15 protein-coding genes and 1 pseudogene are annotated in these 15,247 nt (G+C 63.8%); 4 read left to right on the forward strand and 12 right to left on the reverse strand.

Translation table 11 applies throughout. From position 1 onward, the window contains the following. The 6 genes and pseudogenes from EOA33_RS40340 to EOA33_RS07710 form a co-directional block, all read right to left on the reverse strand. Nucleotides 1-129 (reverse strand): annotated as a pseudogene (locus tag EOA33_RS40340) (RNA methyltransferase); the annotation flags it as partial. A 111-nt stretch (nt 130-240) separates the two neighbouring features. After that, nucleotides 241-579, reverse strand: coding sequence for a metalloregulator ArsR/SmtB family transcription factor (locus tag EOA33_RS07690; RefSeq protein WP_126058600.1), 339 nt, complete (start codon nt 577-579; stop codon nt 241-243). Nucleotides 580-738: 159 nt separating this feature from the next. Next, nucleotides 739-1,515 carry a HugZ family protein gene (locus EOA33_RS07695; protein ID WP_127405364.1) on the reverse strand — a complete coding sequence of 259 codons (777 nt, stop codon included), beginning with the start codon at nt 1,513-1,515 and terminating at the stop codon, nt 739-741. A gap of 38 nt (nt 1,516-1,553) precedes the next feature. Next, nucleotides 1,554-2,726: a CaiB/BaiF CoA-transferase family protein gene (locus EOA33_RS07700; protein WP_126058602.1), complete on the reverse strand. Its 1,173-nt coding sequence runs from the start codon at nt 2,724-2,726 to the stop codon at nt 1,554-1,556. 5 nt (nt 2,727-2,731) lie between these two features. Then, on the reverse strand, nt 2,732-3,493 hold the full coding sequence (locus EOA33_RS07705) for a 3-hydroxyacyl-CoA dehydrogenase (RefSeq protein ID WP_126058603.1): 762 nt from the start codon (nt 3,491-3,493) through the stop codon (nt 2,732-2,734). Between the two features lie 114 nt (nt 3,494-3,607). Further along, complete coding sequence (locus EOA33_RS07710; RefSeq protein WP_126058604.1) at nt 3,608-4,144, reverse strand: N-acetyltransferase; 537 nt, start codon at nt 4,142-4,144, stop codon at nt 3,608-3,610. 275 nt (nt 4,145-4,419) lie between these two features. Here EOA33_RS07710 and EOA33_RS07715 point away from each other — a divergent pair, with 275 nt between their 5' ends. Then, on the forward strand, nt 4,420-5,409 hold the full coding sequence (locus tag EOA33_RS07715; RefSeq protein ID WP_126058605.1) for a glutathione S-transferase family protein: 990 nt from the start codon (nt 4,420-4,422) through the stop codon (nt 5,407-5,409). 2 nt (nt 5,410-5,411) lie between these two features. Here the strand turns inward: EOA33_RS07715 and EOA33_RS07720 are convergent, their stop codons facing one another. After that, nucleotides 5,412-5,915, reverse strand: a complete 504-nt coding sequence (locus EOA33_RS07720) for an NUDIX domain-containing protein (RefSeq protein WP_126058606.1) — start codon at nt 5,913-5,915, stop codon at nt 5,412-5,414. 68 nt (nt 5,916-5,983) lie between these two features. Here EOA33_RS07720 and EOA33_RS07725 point away from each other — a divergent pair, with 68 nt between their 5' ends. Next, complete coding sequence (locus EOA33_RS07725) at nt 5,984-6,919, forward strand: metallophosphoesterase (protein WP_126058607.1); 936 nt, start codon at nt 5,984-5,986, stop codon at nt 6,917-6,919. Here the strand turns inward: EOA33_RS07725 and EOA33_RS07730 are convergent. The 4 genes from EOA33_RS07730 to leuA form a co-directional block, all read right to left on the reverse strand. Then, entirely contained in the window at nt 6,909-7,526 is a 618-nt protein-coding gene (locus EOA33_RS07730; protein ID WP_126058608.1) for a hypothetical protein, read from the reverse strand. The two genes, EOA33_RS07725 and EOA33_RS07730, sit on opposite strands and share 11 nt — an antisense overlap. A gap of 76 nt (nt 7,527-7,602) precedes the next feature. Then, complete coding sequence (locus tag EOA33_RS07735; protein ID WP_127405365.1) at nt 7,603-8,397, reverse strand: alpha/beta fold hydrolase; 795 nt, start codon at nt 8,395-8,397, stop codon at nt 7,603-7,605. 132 nt (nt 8,398-8,529) lie between these two features. Then, nucleotides 8,530-10,302, reverse strand: coding sequence for a hypothetical protein (locus tag EOA33_RS07740; protein ID WP_126058610.1), 1,773 nt, complete (start codon nt 10,300-10,302; stop codon nt 8,530-8,532). Between the two features lie 187 nt (nt 10,303-10,489). Further along, on the reverse strand, nt 10,490-12,211 hold the full coding sequence (leuA, locus tag EOA33_RS07745; protein ID WP_126058611.1) for a 2-isopropylmalate synthase: 1,722 nt from the start codon (nt 12,209-12,211) through the stop codon (nt 10,490-10,492). A 389-nt stretch (nt 12,212-12,600) separates the two neighbouring features. Here leuA and EOA33_RS07755 point away from each other — a divergent pair, with 389 nt between their 5' ends. Both EOA33_RS07755 and EOA33_RS07760 read left to right on the forward strand, forming a co-directional pair. Then, entirely contained in the window at nt 12,601-13,767 is a 1,167-nt protein-coding gene (locus tag EOA33_RS07755; RefSeq protein ID WP_126058613.1) for an ATP-grasp domain-containing protein, read from the forward strand. Nucleotides 13,768-13,770: 3 nt separating this feature from the next. Then, entirely contained in the window at nt 13,771-14,547 is a 777-nt protein-coding gene (locus EOA33_RS07760; protein WP_126058614.1) for an alpha/beta hydrolase-fold protein, read from the forward strand. Between the two features lie 87 nt (nt 14,548-14,634). Here the strand turns inward: EOA33_RS07760 and EOA33_RS07765 are convergent. Continuing rightward, a partial coding sequence (locus tag EOA33_RS07765; protein ID WP_190234224.1) for an AbrB family transcriptional regulator occupies nt 14,635-15,247 on the reverse strand: 613 nt, incomplete at its 5' end.

The following is a 15,247-nucleotide window of genomic DNA, read 5'->3' on the forward strand; positions in this document are numbered from 1 at the left end:
GAGCACGTCGAGCACCACCTTGCCCTCGGCGACGAAACGGCCGTGACGGCCAACGAGATCGCGCTCGCGGATATCGAGATAGGCGGCGACGCGCGGGTCACCTGGATCGTCGATGCGGATAAGGTCCATGCGCTGCCCAGCCGAGGATTCAAAGTGCCGGAGCGTGGCTCGTGGGTCCGTCTGGACCCAAGCCACGCTCTGGCGATCGTCAGCGAGGTAAGGAGCGATCGGGCCTGCCGGTCAAGCCCCGGCGCGCCGCAGCCGATGGGCCATCTGGGACAGATCGCCGTCGCCGAAGATGCCGTCCAACATGCGAAGCAGCTCGCGCGCGGCGTCGGACTTGCAGGAATAGTAGATCATCTGCCGGTCGCGGCGGGTCTCGACGAGGTCAAGCCCCCGCAACTTCGCCAGATGCTGAGACAGGGCGGACTGGCTCAGCTGGACTTTTTCGGCGATGGCGCCGACCGACATTTCACCGTCGACCAGATAGCTCATGATCAACAGCCGTTTCTCATTGCCCATGAGCGTCAGAAACGTGGCTGCCGATTCGGCGTTGGCGATTAGCTTGCTCGAGATCATCGATGCCCCATGTTTTTCAGCTCATCCAGACGCTATGGGGGCAATAGCGTCTGATTCCATGAATTCACCTGTGGATGCCCGCTGCTGAATCAGCGACACACCAAAGGGTAGAACATTTCTTCCAAATCTCAAGACTTGCTTTTGATTCAAGACAATTAACTACCGCTCTTGTGAATAGCCGGCTGCGCGGCCGGCCTTTGCCATGTCGACCAGGACGGGCCGCAACTCACGCGCGGCTTTCAGGGGCTCAGGAAAGAAGACCCGGCATAGGGCATCGCCAGCCGCCAGGTCCATGCCTTCGGCATCGAAACCAGTGGCGACCCAGCCGTCTCCCTCGGCCTTGGCGAAATGGCGCGCATAGACGGCAATCGCGTCGAGATGGTTGGCATTCATGTGGTCGAGCGCCGATTGCTCGCCTTCGGCCAGTTCCTCGACGATAGGTCCGGCGATGACGAGGTCGGCGCGGTCGAGCAGGTAGGCCTTGCCGAAACCGCCATTGAGGCTGGCGCGTTCCGGTTCGAGGCGGAAAATAGAGAAGTCGCCGAGTCCGACGTAAAGCTTCGCCTTGGGGTTGCGGTTGAGGTAGCGCCGCTCGGCGCGCATATGTTCGGCCGAACCGCGCTCCAGCCGCCTTGCGCGACAGACAAGGGTTGTCCGTGGGTGCGCCAGCGGATCGCCCTTGCCGGGCTCGCCGACGAGCAACGAGCAACGCGGGTCGGCAAGCAGCGCGCCGGTGTGCGCCGACAGCATCGAGACCAGGATCAGCGGGGCGCCGTCGCTGTCGGTGGCGACGCCGACCCGGCTCGCCAGCGGCGCTCCGGTCTCAGGGTCGATCACAGCCAGGGCGCCGAAACGGGCGCCGCGGATCAGCGTCTTAGCCAGCCTGACCGCTGCGGCGTCGGTCTCGCGGATGACGTCTTTTTTCCGATCGACCAAAAGCGCTCCCCGTTAAGCTGATCTTTCTGCTCCGCTTATCATCCGATCACACCGGATTTGACAAGGGCGGCAATCTCGCTTTCAGCCATGCCGTAGCGCGCCAGAACCATCTCCGGCTTAAGATCACGATCGGTCGGCGCGGTGGCCAGCGCTGACGGCGTTTGCGAGAAGCGCGGCGCCGGGGCAGGGCGATCGAGATTGCCTGATTGCACAAAGGCGCCGCGGGCGCGACTGTGCGGATGATCCCTTGCCTCCAGCAAGGACAACACCGGGGCGACGCAGGCATCGCTTGCGGCGAAAAGCGCTTCCCAGTCGTTGCGGGTCTTTTGTTTCATCCGCGCGGCGATTTCGGCGCGCATGGCCGGCCATGTCGTCCTGTCGTATTGACCATGCGCGAAGCGCGGGTCGAGCGGGAGCAGCCTGGCGAATTCGGCGAAGAAGCGGGGCTCGAGGCAGCCGACCGCGACATGGCGCGCGTCCGCCGTCTCGTAAGTATCGTAGAAGGGCGCGCCGGAATCGAGCAGGTTCTCGCCGCGTGCGTCGCTCCAGAGGCCGGCCGCCATGAAGGCGTGTATCGGCGTTGCCAGCATGGAAGCGCCTTCAACCATGGCGGCATCGATCACCTGGCCCTTGCCGGAACGCGAGCGCTGGAACAAAGCAGCGAGCACGCCAGCAACCAACATCATGGCGCCACCGCCATAGTCGGCGACGAGGTTGAGCGGCGGGACCGGCGGGCTTCCCTGCCTGCCGATGGCGTGCAGCAGGCCGGAATAGCCGAGATAGGTGATGTCGTGGCCGGCGCGGTCCGAAAGCGGCCCGCCCTGGCCGAAGCCGGTCAGGCGGCCGTAGATCAGCGCCGGATTGCGCGCCAGCACCGTGTCAGGCCCGAGACCAAGCCGCTCCATGACGCCAGGGCGATAGCCCTCGATCAGCATGTCGGCCCTTTCGGCGAGGCCGAGCAGCAGGTCGGCGCCTTCGCCGCGCTTCAGATCGACACGCAGGATGGAGCGGCCGTGACGGTCGAGATCGTATTCGCCCGGCAGGTCCAGCAAAGGCTGACTGGGGCCGGCGCGCTCGATGCGCAAGACCTCGGCGCCCATTTCCGACAGCATCAGCCCGACCAGCGGCAATGGGCCGAGGCCAGCCATCTCGATCACCGTCAGGCCGACCAGCGGACCGGCCTTTCCGGCAGCGGGGATGCCGGTGTCCATCGGGGCTATTTGGGCGCCATGCGGATGGCGCCGTCGAGGCGGATGGTCTCGCCGTTCAGCATCTGGTTCTCGACAATATGGAGTGCAAGTGCCGCATATTCGGACGGCTCGCCGAGGCGGGACGGGAACGGTACCGCTGCGCCGAGCGAATCCTGCACCTCCTGCGGCATGCCGGCCATCATCGGCGTCCGGAAGATGCCGGGCGCGATGGTGCAGACGCGTATGCCTGAGCGAGCAAGGTCGCGGGCGACCGGCAGCGTCATGCCGACCACGCCGCCCTTGGAGGCCGAATAGGCTGCCTGGCCAATCTGGCCGTCATAAGCGGCGACTGACGCCGTGTTGACGATGACACCGCGCTCGCCGCCTTCCAGCGCATCGAGCTTGGCGGCGCGGTCGGCGACAAGGCGGATCATGTTGAAGGTACCGATCAGGTTGATCTCGATCACCTTGCGGTACTGGTCGAGCGCATGCGGACCCTCCTTGCCGATCGTCTTCATGCCGATGGCGATGCCGGCGCAATTGACGAGGATGCGCGGCTCGCCAAGCTTCTGCGCCACCTCGCCGACGGCGATAACGCCGCTGGCGTCGCTGCTGACGTCACACTGGACGGCGATGCCGCCAATATCGGCTGCCACCTTTTGCGCGCGCTCGACGCCGACATCGAGGATGGCGACGTGCGCACCCCTGGCGGCAAGCGCGCGAGCCGTCGCTTCGCCGAGGCCGGAGCCGCCGCCGGTGACGATCGAAATCTGGCCATTCGGGTTCATGCGGCGTCCTCCACGTTTTTCCCGGTCATGCTACGAAGGACGTCACGACGGCGCAACGGCAGACGGGGTCAATCGAAGCTTGACCGGGATCAATCGTGCCGATTGAGCCGTCGATCAGGCCATTGCCGGAACTTGGTCCGGCACACGCGCCTGATCCGCATGGCCGACCTCGCCCACGAATTTGGCCACGGCGCCGGGTGTGATTTCGTGGTGAAGCAGCCTGTCGAGATCGACGGGCCGCGGCATGGAAATCTGACCGCGCGGGAAGCGTTTGAAGCCGAGCGGGCCATAATAGGGCTCGTCGCCGACAAGGATCACCGCCGGCGCGCCGGCCTTGACGGCGGCTTCGAGCGCAATCGCCACGAGCCGGCGGCCGATGCCGAGGTTCTTGAAGGCGGGGCGCACAGCGAGCGGTCCGAGCATCATGGCGCGTCCGGCGCCGGCGGCCACGCGTGTCATCCGCACCGAGGCGATGACGGTATCGCCATCGACGGCGACGAAGGACATTGCACGTTCGTGCCCTCCCGCCTCGCGGATCTTGTAGGCGGCGAGCACGAAGCGGCCCGGCCCGAAGGCTTCGTCGTTGATGGCTTCGATTTCGGAGTCATGCGCCGGGGTTTCCGGCAGGTATTCGACGTCGGCAAGGCTCATGGTCTTCGCGTTCCGGTATGCGAGGAAGGGTTTGCTGCAAGCGGCAGCGTTCGCCAGTCAGCGCTTCATCAAGCGCGGGCGCCCTTTCGTCGTCGGTCGAACCGGATCGTGGCAAAGTCAAACATGCGGAGTTCCCGCTAGCAAAAATTTCCGGCCGCTGCAATCCGCACAATTTCATCGACCGTTTGGGTCGAGTGACGGTCTGTTCAGCACATCGGGCCTTCGGGATCGCGACCCTGCGCCTACATGGGCCTCAGGGCGCAATGGAGTTTTGCATGGGATTGCTGGTCGAAGGCAGGTGGCAGGATCGCTGGTACGATACGGCCGACAGCGGCGGCAGGTTCGTGCGGGCGCAGTCGCAATGGCGTGACTGGATCACGCGCGACGGGGCGCCTGCCGAAGGCCGTTCGCGCGGCTTCAAGGCCGAGCCCGGCCGCTACCATCTTTATGTCTCGCTGGCGTGTCCGTGGGCGCACCGGACACTGATCTTCCGGGTGCTGAAGAAGTTGGAAGATGTCATTTCGGTATCGGTGGTGCATCATTTGATGGGCGCGCACGGCTGGACTTTCCTGCCGCAGGATGGCGCCACCGGCGACACGCTGTACGGCCTCGATTTCCTGCACCAGATCTACAGCAAGGCCGACCCGGCCTATTCGGGCCGGGTGACGGTGCCGGTGCTGTGGGACAAGAAGGAAGAAACGATCGTCTCCAACGAATCTTCCGAGATCATTCGCATGCTCAATTCGGCCTTCGACGAATGGGGAGACATGGGGCTCGATTTATATCCCGAGGCGCTGCGCGCGGAGATCGATCGCGTCAACGCTGTGGTCTATCCGGCCATCAACAACGGCGTCTATCGCGCCGGCTTCGCCACCACGCAAGCCGCCTATGAGGAGGCGTTCGAAGAGTTGTTTTCTGTGCTCGACCAGATGGAGACGCGACTGTCAAAGCAGCGCTATCTCGCAGGCGACCGCATCACCGAGGCGGACTGGCGGTTGTTCACCACGCTGGTGCGGTTCGACCCGGTCTATGTCGGGCACTTCAGGTGCAATCTGCGCCGCATCGCCGACTATCCGAACCTGTCGAACTATCTGCGGGACCTCTATCAGGTGCCAAGCGTTTCGGGCACGGTCAACCTGCATCACATCAAGGCGCATTACTACGGCAGCCACAGAATGATCAATCCGACGGGCATCGTGCCGGTCGGGCCGGAAATCGACTACGCAGCGCCGCACGACCGGGCGCGGTTTGGGAAAGCTGCCTAGGCTTACCAGTAGGGCGAGATCTCAGCCTTCGTGAAAATCTCGGCGATCCGCCGCAGCGTTGCAGGCGTCGTCGCTTCCGGCAAGCGGTCAAGCGGGAAGAAGCCGGCCTCGGCGATTTCATGGTCGGGCAGTTTTCGCGTCGTCTGGCTGAAATTCTCGATCAGATAGAAACCGACATGATCGCGCCTGCTGGAGCGGCGGTTGAAATGCACCGACTTCAGCTCTGGCGGCGCCGTCATGCTGATGTTGCCCTCCTCGGCAAGCTCGCGCGCCAGCGCCTCCAGAAGTGTTTCGCCGACCTCGACGCCGCCGCCCGGCAACTGCCAGCCGGGCACATAGGTGTGTCGGATCAGGAAGATGCTATTGGCGGTGCGGTCGTGAACCAGTCCGCGCACGCCGAGCGTCATCGGCCGCCTGAGCAGGAAAGACAGATGGAACAACCTTGCCCTGAGACCCGGCCAGCCGGTCTGACGCATGGCCGCTTCCGGATCGAGCGGCGCCGTCATCCGCGGAACCGCGATTCGACGCAAAACCATGAGTGGAAAGCAGGCACCGGCTCGCTTATGAAAGAGCAATGTTCAGGCTCGCGCATATTTCCGATGTCCATCTGGGGCCGCTTCCCGGTGTAACCTATCGCGAACTCGCCTCCAAGCGCGTGGTCGGCTATGTCAACTGGCAGCGCAATCGCCGCCGCCACATGCATGATGCGGTCATCGACAGCATCGTCGCAGATCTCAAAGCCAGCCAACCGGACCATCTCGCCGTCACCGGCGATCTGGTCAATCTGGCGCTCGACGGCGAGATCGAGATGGCCAGGCACTGGCTGGAGACGCTGGGCTCGCCCGATGACGTGTCGGTCGTCCCCGGAAACCACGATGCCTATGTACCGGGCGCCTTCGACAAGGTCTGCCGATCATGGGCGGCCTGGATGACAGGCGACGGCGTCAGCGGGCCGGTCGACCGCAACGCCTTTCCCTATCTGCGCGTGCGCGGCAATGTCGCGCTGATTGGCGTCTCGACGGCGCGCGCCACCGCTCCTTTCATGGCCAACGGCTTTTTCAGGGCAGCCCAGGCGCGACGACTCGGCAAAATCCTGGACGCAACGGCCGGCAGCGGTCTGTTTCGGGTGATCATGATCCATCATCCGCCGGTGCGCGGGGCGGTTTCCCAATACAAGCGGCTATTCGGCATCGAGCTCTTCCAGCGGACTGCAAACCGGCATGGCGCCGAGCTCGTTCTGCACGGTCATTCGCATGACCCGACGCTGTTCTTCATCGGCCGGCGCGGCCAAAAGATCCCTGTCGTCGGCGTCGCAGCGGCCGGGCAGGGGCTCGGTGGCAGGCACCAGGCGGCGCAATACAACCTCATCGATATCGACGGCGAAAGAGGCGACTGGCAGGTCCGTTTGACGCGGCGCGGTCTGACCGGCCCGGCGATGCCGCCTTCGGACCTGCAGGTGCTTGAACTGGTGGCCGATGCCGAGGCACCTCGCCAACTGGTCAGAAGCTGACCTTGATGGCCGCGAGGCGATCCCAGAACAGCACCAGCGACACGGCAAGCCCAACAAGCGCGCCGGCGGCGATCAGACCCAAACCGGAGAGGACGGCTGACCAGGCCTTGCCGCGCCGGGTCGCCCGCAAGGGCGGTTCGGCTTCTCTCACCGATGCCCGATGCATGCCGGGAACGGGATGCTCGACCCCGCCTTCCATCATCCTCTGGCGCTCGATCACACGTTCGGCCACATAGCGCGTCACAGAATCGGCGACGACCTTCATGTCGCTCGATTCGGCGAGCACCACGCGCCCGATGCGCGTGTCCCTGAGGAAGCGATAGGTGCGGCGGTCGCGTCCCATGGCGACGTGGCAGACGGCATCGATCCACAGGCGCGGCTGCAGGCCGGACGAGACCGCGAAGTCGAAATTGTCCATGTCGGTGGGCACCTCGGCAAAGACAGGGGCGAGCTCAGCGGCAAGCAGATCCAGTCGCATACGGTGCGCCTCGCGCATGTCGACGACGACATCGTCGCGATCAGCGAAAGCGTTCTTCACGTCGCGAATGGCATCGGACAGCTTGCGCGACGCCTCGATCGGGGTGGGTTTCTCGCCTGCGTCCTTCATCGGCGGCTGCCTCGTGTTGGTTAACAGCGGGTTAACACAGTCGCCGACAAAATGCACTGGTGAGATGGTGGATCAGCTATACCGCCCGGTCACGCGCGGACGAGCGTCGACGGCGCCGACTCATGTTACGACGCACGGCGGAAGCGACCAGATCGGATGCTTCCTCGACCAGCATATGGCCGGCTTCCAGAACATGATGCAGGTGAAAATGCGCCGGCAAGTCGTCTGCCTGGGCAACCGGCAGCATGGCGTCGTCCGTGCCCCAGACCACCATCACCGGCATGGCGAGCGTGCCCAACTGTTCGCGCGGAATGGCGCCTTGCCGATCATCCCTGGTCATGACGGCGGCGATCTCGACAAGCTTCTGCACCTGACCGGGGCGTTCGCGCATCTCGGCAAGCGTATCCACGATGTCTTCCGGCGGCTGTTCCCCTGGTCCGGACATGGCGGCCAAACAGGTACGAACCTCGTTTCTGCCGGCCGCCGCCGCATAGCGGCGCAATAGCGGCCCGTTGATCTCCGGTCCGAAACCGCCCGGCGCCAGAAGCGTCAGCGAGGCTACCCTTTCGGGCTCGCTCAACGCCATCAGGGTCGCGACCGCGCCACCCATCGAATGGCCGACGAGATGCACTTTCTTCCTTCCGCGTGTCGCCAGGTCGGCGAGAATGGCCTTGGCGGCGGAGCGCGCCGATGTGCCGGGGACACTGAGAGAATGCCCGTGGCCGGGAAGGTCGTAGGCAATCGTCCGCATTCCGGGAGATAGCGTCGAGATCACCTGGCGCCAGACATCATGGCACCCGCCAAAACCGTGCAGGAAAACGACAACCTTCGAGCCGGCGCCCCGTTCGGCGGCATAAACGGAAGAATCCATGAAAGTTTATGAGTTTTCCAAGCCCCAGCGACCGAACAGGCGCCCCCGTAGTCAAATTGTGGCTCGATTGCTCTTTGTCTAGAGCAACGGCCAGTAAATTTTTTGCGATCAGCCGCGCCGTTCTAGTACAATTCAGCTGGCGCTACCAAGGCCTGCTGCATGCAAAGCTTGGACCAACCTGTCGGTGAGATCGGCGGGGTATTTGCGGTCGACGAAGGTCGCGCGCGGATCGGCGGCGAATTTCGGGAATTTGGCGACGAGTTCATCGGTCAACTGGCCGGCCAACTGGCCGCGGCCGGCAATCTTGGCGCCGATCAGGCGCGCGGCCAGATAATGAGACTTGGTGGCCGTGGTGCGCAACGATTCACTGGCAATGGCGGCCTGCCTCGCATCCCCCAGCATGAACGCGCCGACAAACAGGCCGTAGTCCCACCATGTCGGGTGGCCACTGAAGGTCTCGACGGCGTGTGCAATGATAGGGGTGCCTTCGCTGTACTTGCCGGCGAAGATCAGCCCATAGCCGTAGGCTGCGGCCATACCGAGATCGTAGGGATTGAGCTCGTGCGCCTTGCGCATCCAGCGGATCGCTTCGTCCGTATTGCCGAGGCGCGAATTGAGATAGCCATAGGCGCGATGCGCATAGGGGCTGGTCGGCCCGATCTGCACGGCACGATGGGCAAACGACATCGCCTGTTCGATCGTCGCGCCGGAAGGATAGGCGTAGTGATCGGTGACGGCCTCGAGATGCAGGGACGCGAGTTCGGAATAGACAAGCGACGATTTCGCACCTTGGTTGGCCAGTTTCTCGAGGCAGCGATAGGCAGCCTCGTGCGTCGCTGCGCTTTGATCGAGATAGTATCTGTCGTTGAGCACCAGGCACTGCGTCAGGCCAGTGCCGATGCCGCTTTGCTCGATATAGCCGTAGATCGGTCCGGAGGCCGGAATGGTCGAGGTCAATATGTTGGCGATGCTGTCCTCGACCGCGTCGGGCGCACTGTCCTCGGCCGTCAGGTTGCGTGACAGGAGCACCCGGCCGGTGGCGACATTCTGCAGTTCGATCGTGACATCGCTTGGCGCGGGTCCAGGCAAGATGTCGAATACAAAGCTGGTGGCGTCGGCGGCCGGATCATGCGTGCCGTCAGCGTCGCGCCCGATGAAGTCTATCGTGTCGAAACCGGCAAGGCCGGTGCGCAGCGAGGCAGCCACGCGCGCCGCCTCGGGACCGCTCGCCTTTGTGGCGATGTAGATCAAAGGCAAGGTCTCCACCGGTGAAGACGCGATGCTACCTGTCGCCGCTGTTTCGACCACCGAGGCCGCATCCCCGCCGCCGAGCAAGGCATCGCCGCCCTGGCGAAGGATGAGCACGCCCAGCATGGCGATGACGACAGCGATCGCGCCCCAGAAGAACCTCAGGTGGCGGGTCAGCGACGGGCCATGAGCCTGAGAAGCGGGCGGCGACATCGGCGGCGCGGACTGTGCGGGAGCGGGCTCCTCTGGCAAGCCGGGCGCCACGATGGCACGCGCCACGCCCGCCGCCGGCTCCTCGCCGACAGGCAGGCGAATTGCGTTCAGCTCATAGGATGGAACATAGCCGCCGCGCGGGATGGCGATACGCACCGGTTCGGCAACGCCTTCATTGGCGAAATATTGCTGCAGGAGCTCGCGCAGCCTGCCCGCCTGGACCCGGACCACGGCATCGGTCGACGGATCGAAATCGCCGTCCCTGCCGAAGACATCCATGGCGATGGAGAAGCCCTTGAGCCGGTCGGCTTCGCCGGCCTGCTCGCGCTCGACCAGGTAGCGGAGCAGCTTTCGGGCACGCTCCGAGCGTCCGAATGTTTCGCTGGCGAGCAGTCGCTCAAGTGTCTCGCGCACTGCGGGGGCGGCAGGCGGGGCATGCTGCAAGTGTCGATCCTCTCGAAGTCGGCACAGGTTAGGGCGCGATCATATAGCGATGGCACTGCCGCACAAGCATAGTTGTGTTATGCGATCGCGTAAGCCACCGGATAATTGCCCATGGTTAACGCGCGAAAGCCGGTATCGCAATGCGTGCGGAGCGCCGCGGACGTGCGGCGCTCCGGGTAAGCATTGATCAGCCGGCGTTGCGGCCGACGATGCGGTTGGCGGCCGAAACCACCGCTTCCAGCGAGGCGGCGACGATGTTGGTATTGATGCCGGCGCCGAACAGCTTGCCGCCGGGATACTCCATCTCGACATAGGAGATGGCGGAGGCATTCGAGCCGCGCTGTAGCGAATGTTCGGAATAGTCGAGCACCGACATCGCGACGCCAACATGCCGCGACAGCGCATCGACGAAACCATCGATCGGGCCGGTGCCGGTGCCGGTGATGGTCATTTCCTTGCCCTTGTCGAGGATCACCGCCTCGATCACGCGGCGGCCCTTCACCTCGGTGTCGGGATAGGTGTGGTGATCGATGAATTCCAGCCGGGCGCTGGGCTGGTCGACATAGGTCTCGAGGAAGCGCTCATGGATCCGCTTGGCGGGCACCTCCTTGCCTTCGGCGTCGGTGATTGCCTGGATAGCCTGGCTGAACTCGATCTGCAGGTTGCGCGGCAGATTGAGGCCGTAGTCGGCCTGCAGCACATAGGCGATGCCGCCTTTGCCGGACTGCGAGTTGATGCGGATGATCGCCTCGTAGGTGCGGCCGACGTCGGCCGGATCGATCGGCAGGTAGGGCACTTCCCAGAGCGGCGTGTTGGCCTTCTTCAGCGCCTTCATGCCCTTGTTGATGGCGTCCTGGTGCGAGCCGGAGAAGGCGGTGTAGACCAGTTCACCGACGTATGGGTGGCGTTCCGGGATTTTCAGCTGGTTCGAATATTCATAGACGTCCTTCATCCGGTTGATGTCGGAACAATCCAGCTCGGGATCGACGCCTTGCGTGTACATGTTGAGCGCCAGCGTGACGATGTCGACATTGCCGGTGCGCTCACCATTGCCAAACAGCGTGCCCTCGACGCGGTCGGCGCCGGCCATCAGGCCGAGCTCGGTGGTGGCAATGCCGGTGCCGCGGTCATTGTGCGGGTGCAGCGAGATGATCAGGTTCTCGCGGTTGTCGAGGTTGCGGCACATCCACTCGATGCGGTCGGCATAGATGTTGGGCGTCGACATCTCGACCGTCGACGGCAGGTTTATGATCAGCTTGTTGTCGGCCGTCGGCTTCACGATCTCGGTCACGGCATTGCAGATCTCCAGAGCCACCTCGAGCTCGGTGCCGGTGAAGCTCTCCGGCGAATATTCGAAGCGATAGCCGCCGCCCGCCTTGGCAGCCATGTCGGTGATCATCTTGGCGGCGTCAGTGGCGATGCGCTTGATGCCGGCGACGTCCTTCTCGAAGACGACGCGGCGCTGCAATTCGCTGGTCGAGTTGTAGAAATGCACGATCGGGTTGGTTGCGCCCTTCAGCGCCTCGAAGGTGCGGGTAATCAATTCGGGACGGCACTGCACCAGCACCTGCAGCGAGACATCGGCCGGCACGTTGCCTTCCTCGATGCACCAGCGGGCGAAATCGAAATCGGTTTGCGAGGCCGAGGGGAAACCGATCTCGATCTCCTTGAAGCCCATGTCGAGCAGCAGCGCGAACATGCGCGCCTTGCGCTCGTGGCCCATCGGGTCGATCAGCGCCTGGTTGCCGTCGCGCAGGTCGACCGAGCACCAGATCGGCGCCTTGTCGATGACCTTTGACGGCCAGGTGCGATCGGTGAGGCCGACGGTCGGGTAGGGCTGGTATTTGCGAGCGGCGTCCGACATGCCCTTCTCGGCATGGTCAGCCTGAATGTCTTCTCGTGCGTTCATCGTCATCTCTCCCGGCGGCTCGCGGATCCGCCTTCAGACGGATTGGTGCCGAGCGGCGCCTTTACCAAAGTTTCGTTCGCTTGATGTGACTTGCCAACTGGCCAAGGAGCGTGCGCGTAAGCGGCGATTTCGACCGCCGGGCGCTCCTTCAGCGAACCCGGCGATCGCCGATAAGGCCGAGAAGAAGCAGGGTGGAAGCAAGCGCGCGCACGGTCTCGCCGGCAAAGCCGGTCGGACGGGAAGCGGCGGAGGAGGCGCGCGTGTTCATGGCGGTTCTCATACAGGAGCGGCATTCGAGAGGCAAGTGCCGGCGCGGCCAGGCTCTTCCCCACGTCCGGCAAATGCGCCAAACTCGCCGACGAGGCAGCGACGCCTGGGGAGGCCCATCCATGAATTTTGTGTACTTCTCGCCGCATTTTCCGGCCAACGGCGCCGACTTCTGCGATCGGCTGAAGAAGGCCGGCGCCACCGTGCTAGGCATCGGCGATGCGCCTTATGAGGCGCTGAGCGGAAAACTGAAGGCGGCGCTGTCGGAATATTACCGCGTCGCCGACATGGAGGACTACGAGCCGGTATTCCGGGCGATGGGCCATTTCATCCACAAATGGGGGCGCATCGACCGTTTCGAGTCGCTCAACGAGCATTGGCTGGAGCTGGAAGCCAACATCCGCACCGACTTCAACGTCTTCGGCACCAAGCTCGATTTCGTTAAGAACCTGAAGCGCAAGAGCCGCATGCGCGCCTTCTTCCGCAAGAGCGGCGTCGAGACCATTCCGCAGCGCAAATGCTCCGATCGGGCGGGCGCCATGACCTTCATCCGCCGCGTCGGCTATCCGGTGGTGGTAAAGCCTGATTCCGGCTCGGGCGCCTCGAACACGTTCAAGATCTCCAATGCGAAGGAGCTCGACCAGTTCTTCCGGGACAAGCCGGAGGGCGTGACCTTCGTCATGGAGCAATTCATCGAGGGGCTGGTGGTGACGTTCGACGGTCTGGTCAACCGCGACGGCGAGGTGGTGCTGGCGGCGAGCCACCGCTACGACCAGAGCGTCATGGAGGTGGTCAACCGCGACCGCCACATGAGCTACACCTGCTTTCCCGAAATCAGCCCGGCCGTGGAAGAGGCGGGCCGCAAGATTCTCAAGGCGTTCGACGTGCGCGAGCGGTTCTTCCACATCGAGCTGTTCGAGACCAAGGACAAGCGCGTCATCGCGCTCGAGGTCAACATGCGCCCGCCCGGAGCCTGGATGACGGATGCCATCAACTACACGTTCGACATCGACGTCTACGCGGCATGGGCCGACATGGTGGTCAAGGACGCCGCCGGCGGACCCTACGAAGGCAAGTATTTCACCGCCTATGCCAGCCGCAAACGCCACCTCCACTATTTGCACAGCCATGCGGACGTGCTAGCCGCCCACGGCGACAAGATTGTCCACCACCAGGCCATCGAAGAGGTTTTCAGCCGCGCCATGGGGAATTACGCCTATCAGATGCGCTCGAGGGACCAGAAGGCGCTGCGCCAGGCGGTCGACTACATCCACGCGGAAAAGGCCTGAGCGATGGATGTCTCCTATCACAAGGGGTTTGCCCGCAATCTCGGCCGCGACATGGAGTACAAGCGCTACGGCCATGCCGGCCGGCCGGTGGTGGTGTTCCCGACCTCGCAAGGGCGCTTCTACCAGTTCGAGGATTCCGGCGGGGTGGGGGCGCTGGCCGACTTCATCGATACCGGCCGCATCCAGTTGTTCACGCTCGACGGCATCGATTCCGAATCCTTCTTCGACAAGCATGGCGATCCTGCGCAGCGCATCGCGCGCCATGAAGCCTATTTCCGCTATGTGCGCGAGGAAGCACTGCCGGAACTGCAGTCGATTGCCGCCAAGGCCAATGGCGGGCGCAATCTGAAGCCGCTGTTCTCGGGCTGTTCGATGGGCGGCTATCATTCGTCGAACTTCGTCTTCCGCTTTCCGGAGCTGGCCAGCGGCGTCATTGCGCTGTCCGGCGTCTATTCGACCCGCGATTTCTTTGGCCGGACGCTCGAGGGCAGCATCTTCTTCAACTCGCCGCTCGACTACCTGCCTGGCATCGTCGACCAGAAGCTGCTCGGACGGTTGAGGGCGCTGAGGCTGATCTTCTGTTGCGGGCAGGGCGCCTGGGAAGAGCGCATGCTGGTGGAAACGCGCGAGTTGGAACAGGTGTTGCGCGACAAGTCGATTCCGGCGTGGGTCGACTATTGGGGCGGCGACGTCAGCCATGACTGGCCATGGTGGCACAAGCAACTGGTGTATTTCTTCGGCCGCTGGCTGGACGAGGATCTGATGAAGCGGCTGGATTGAACCGCAACCGACCCGGTCCGCGGTTTTGCGAAGCTTGCCGATGCCGGCGGCACAAGGCCCTTTCCAGACAGGTTCGGGCGCTTTGCCCTATTCCTTGATGCTTCTCGCCACCAGCCGCGCCACGCTCGGACCGACGAGCAGCACCACGAGGAAGCGGGCTGACTGCAGCGCCATGACGAAGGAGATGTCGACGTTCTGCGCCGCCGCGGCGATGATGGCGACGCTGTCCATGCCGCCGGGGCTCGTCGCCAGATAGGCGGTGAGCGGATCGATGCCGAGCACGCGACTGATGACGAATGCCATGCCGCCGCAAAAGGCGATCAGCGCCACGATCGAGGCGATGATCTGCGGCAATGCGCGGGTCGCGTGGCGCAGGATCGGCCGGGTGAAGTTCAGGCCGATCGACCAGCCGATCAGGGCGTAGCTGACGGCCAGCAGCCATTGCGGCAATTGCATCTCCACGCCGAAGCCGAGATGGACAATGGTGCCGAAGATGAAGGTGCCGAGGAAGAACGGCGACGGCAGCCGGCAAAGCCGGCCGAGCAGGGCGCCGACAAGCGCCACAGCGAGCATCGCGGCAAAGGCCATCCATTCGATCGGCGGAAACCAGACGATGGCCGGGGGTTCGACGCCCGAAGTGTCGACCCACATGCGGGCGATCAAGGCGGCGGTCATCGAGACGAAGATGACGCGCAGATAC

The sequence above is a fragment of the Mesorhizobium sp. M4A.F.Ca.ET.050.02.1.1 genome (assembly GCF_003997725.1).
Lineage (GTDB): Bacteria > Pseudomonadota > Alphaproteobacteria > Rhizobiales > Rhizobiaceae > Mesorhizobium.

What these genes read in the sequence shown, in the direction of transcription:
- EOA33_RS07715 (WP_126058605.1), top strand. Translation starts at nt 4,420, where the DNA reads ATGGGATTGCTGGTCGAAGGCAGGTGGCAGGATCGCTGGTACGATACG.
- EOA33_RS07760 (WP_126058614.1), top strand. Translation starts at nt 13,771, where the DNA reads ATGGATGTCTCCTATCACAAGGGGTTTGCCCGCAATCTCGGCCGCGAC.
- leuA (WP_126058611.1), bottom strand. Translation starts at nt 12,211, where the DNA reads ATGAACGCACGAGAAGACATTCAGGCTGACCATGCCGAGAAGGGCATG.
- EOA33_RS07690 (WP_126058600.1), bottom strand. Translation starts at nt 579, where the DNA reads ATGATCTCGAGCAAGCTAATCGCCAACGCCGAATCGGCAGCCACGTTT.
- EOA33_RS07710 (WP_126058604.1), bottom strand. Translation starts at nt 4,144, where the DNA reads ATGAGCCTTGCCGACGTCGAATACCTGCCGGAAACCCCGGCGCATGAC.
- EOA33_RS07735 (WP_127405365.1), bottom strand. Translation starts at nt 8,397, where the DNA reads ATGGATTCTTCCGTTTATGCCGCCGAACGGGGCGCCGGCTCGAAGGTT.
- EOA33_RS07720 (WP_126058606.1), bottom strand. Translation starts at nt 5,915, where the DNA reads ATGACGGCGCCGCTCGATCCGGAAGCGGCCATGCGTCAGACCGGCTGG.
- EOA33_RS07755 (WP_126058613.1), top strand. Translation starts at nt 12,601, where the DNA reads ATGAATTTTGTGTACTTCTCGCCGCATTTTCCGGCCAACGGCGCCGAC.
- EOA33_RS07705 (WP_126058603.1), bottom strand. Translation starts at nt 3,493, where the DNA reads ATGAACCCGAATGGCCAGATTTCGATCGTCACCGGCGGCGGCTCCGGC.
- EOA33_RS07730 (WP_126058608.1), bottom strand. Translation starts at nt 7,526, where the DNA reads ATGAAGGACGCAGGCGAGAAACCCACCCCGATCGAGGCGTCGCGCAAG.
- EOA33_RS07700 (WP_126058602.1), bottom strand. Translation starts at nt 2,726, where the DNA reads ATGGACACCGGCATCCCCGCTGCCGGAAAGGCCGGTCCGCTGGTCGGC.
- EOA33_RS07725 (WP_126058607.1), top strand. Translation starts at nt 5,984, where the DNA reads ATGTTCAGGCTCGCGCATATTTCCGATGTCCATCTGGGGCCGCTTCCC.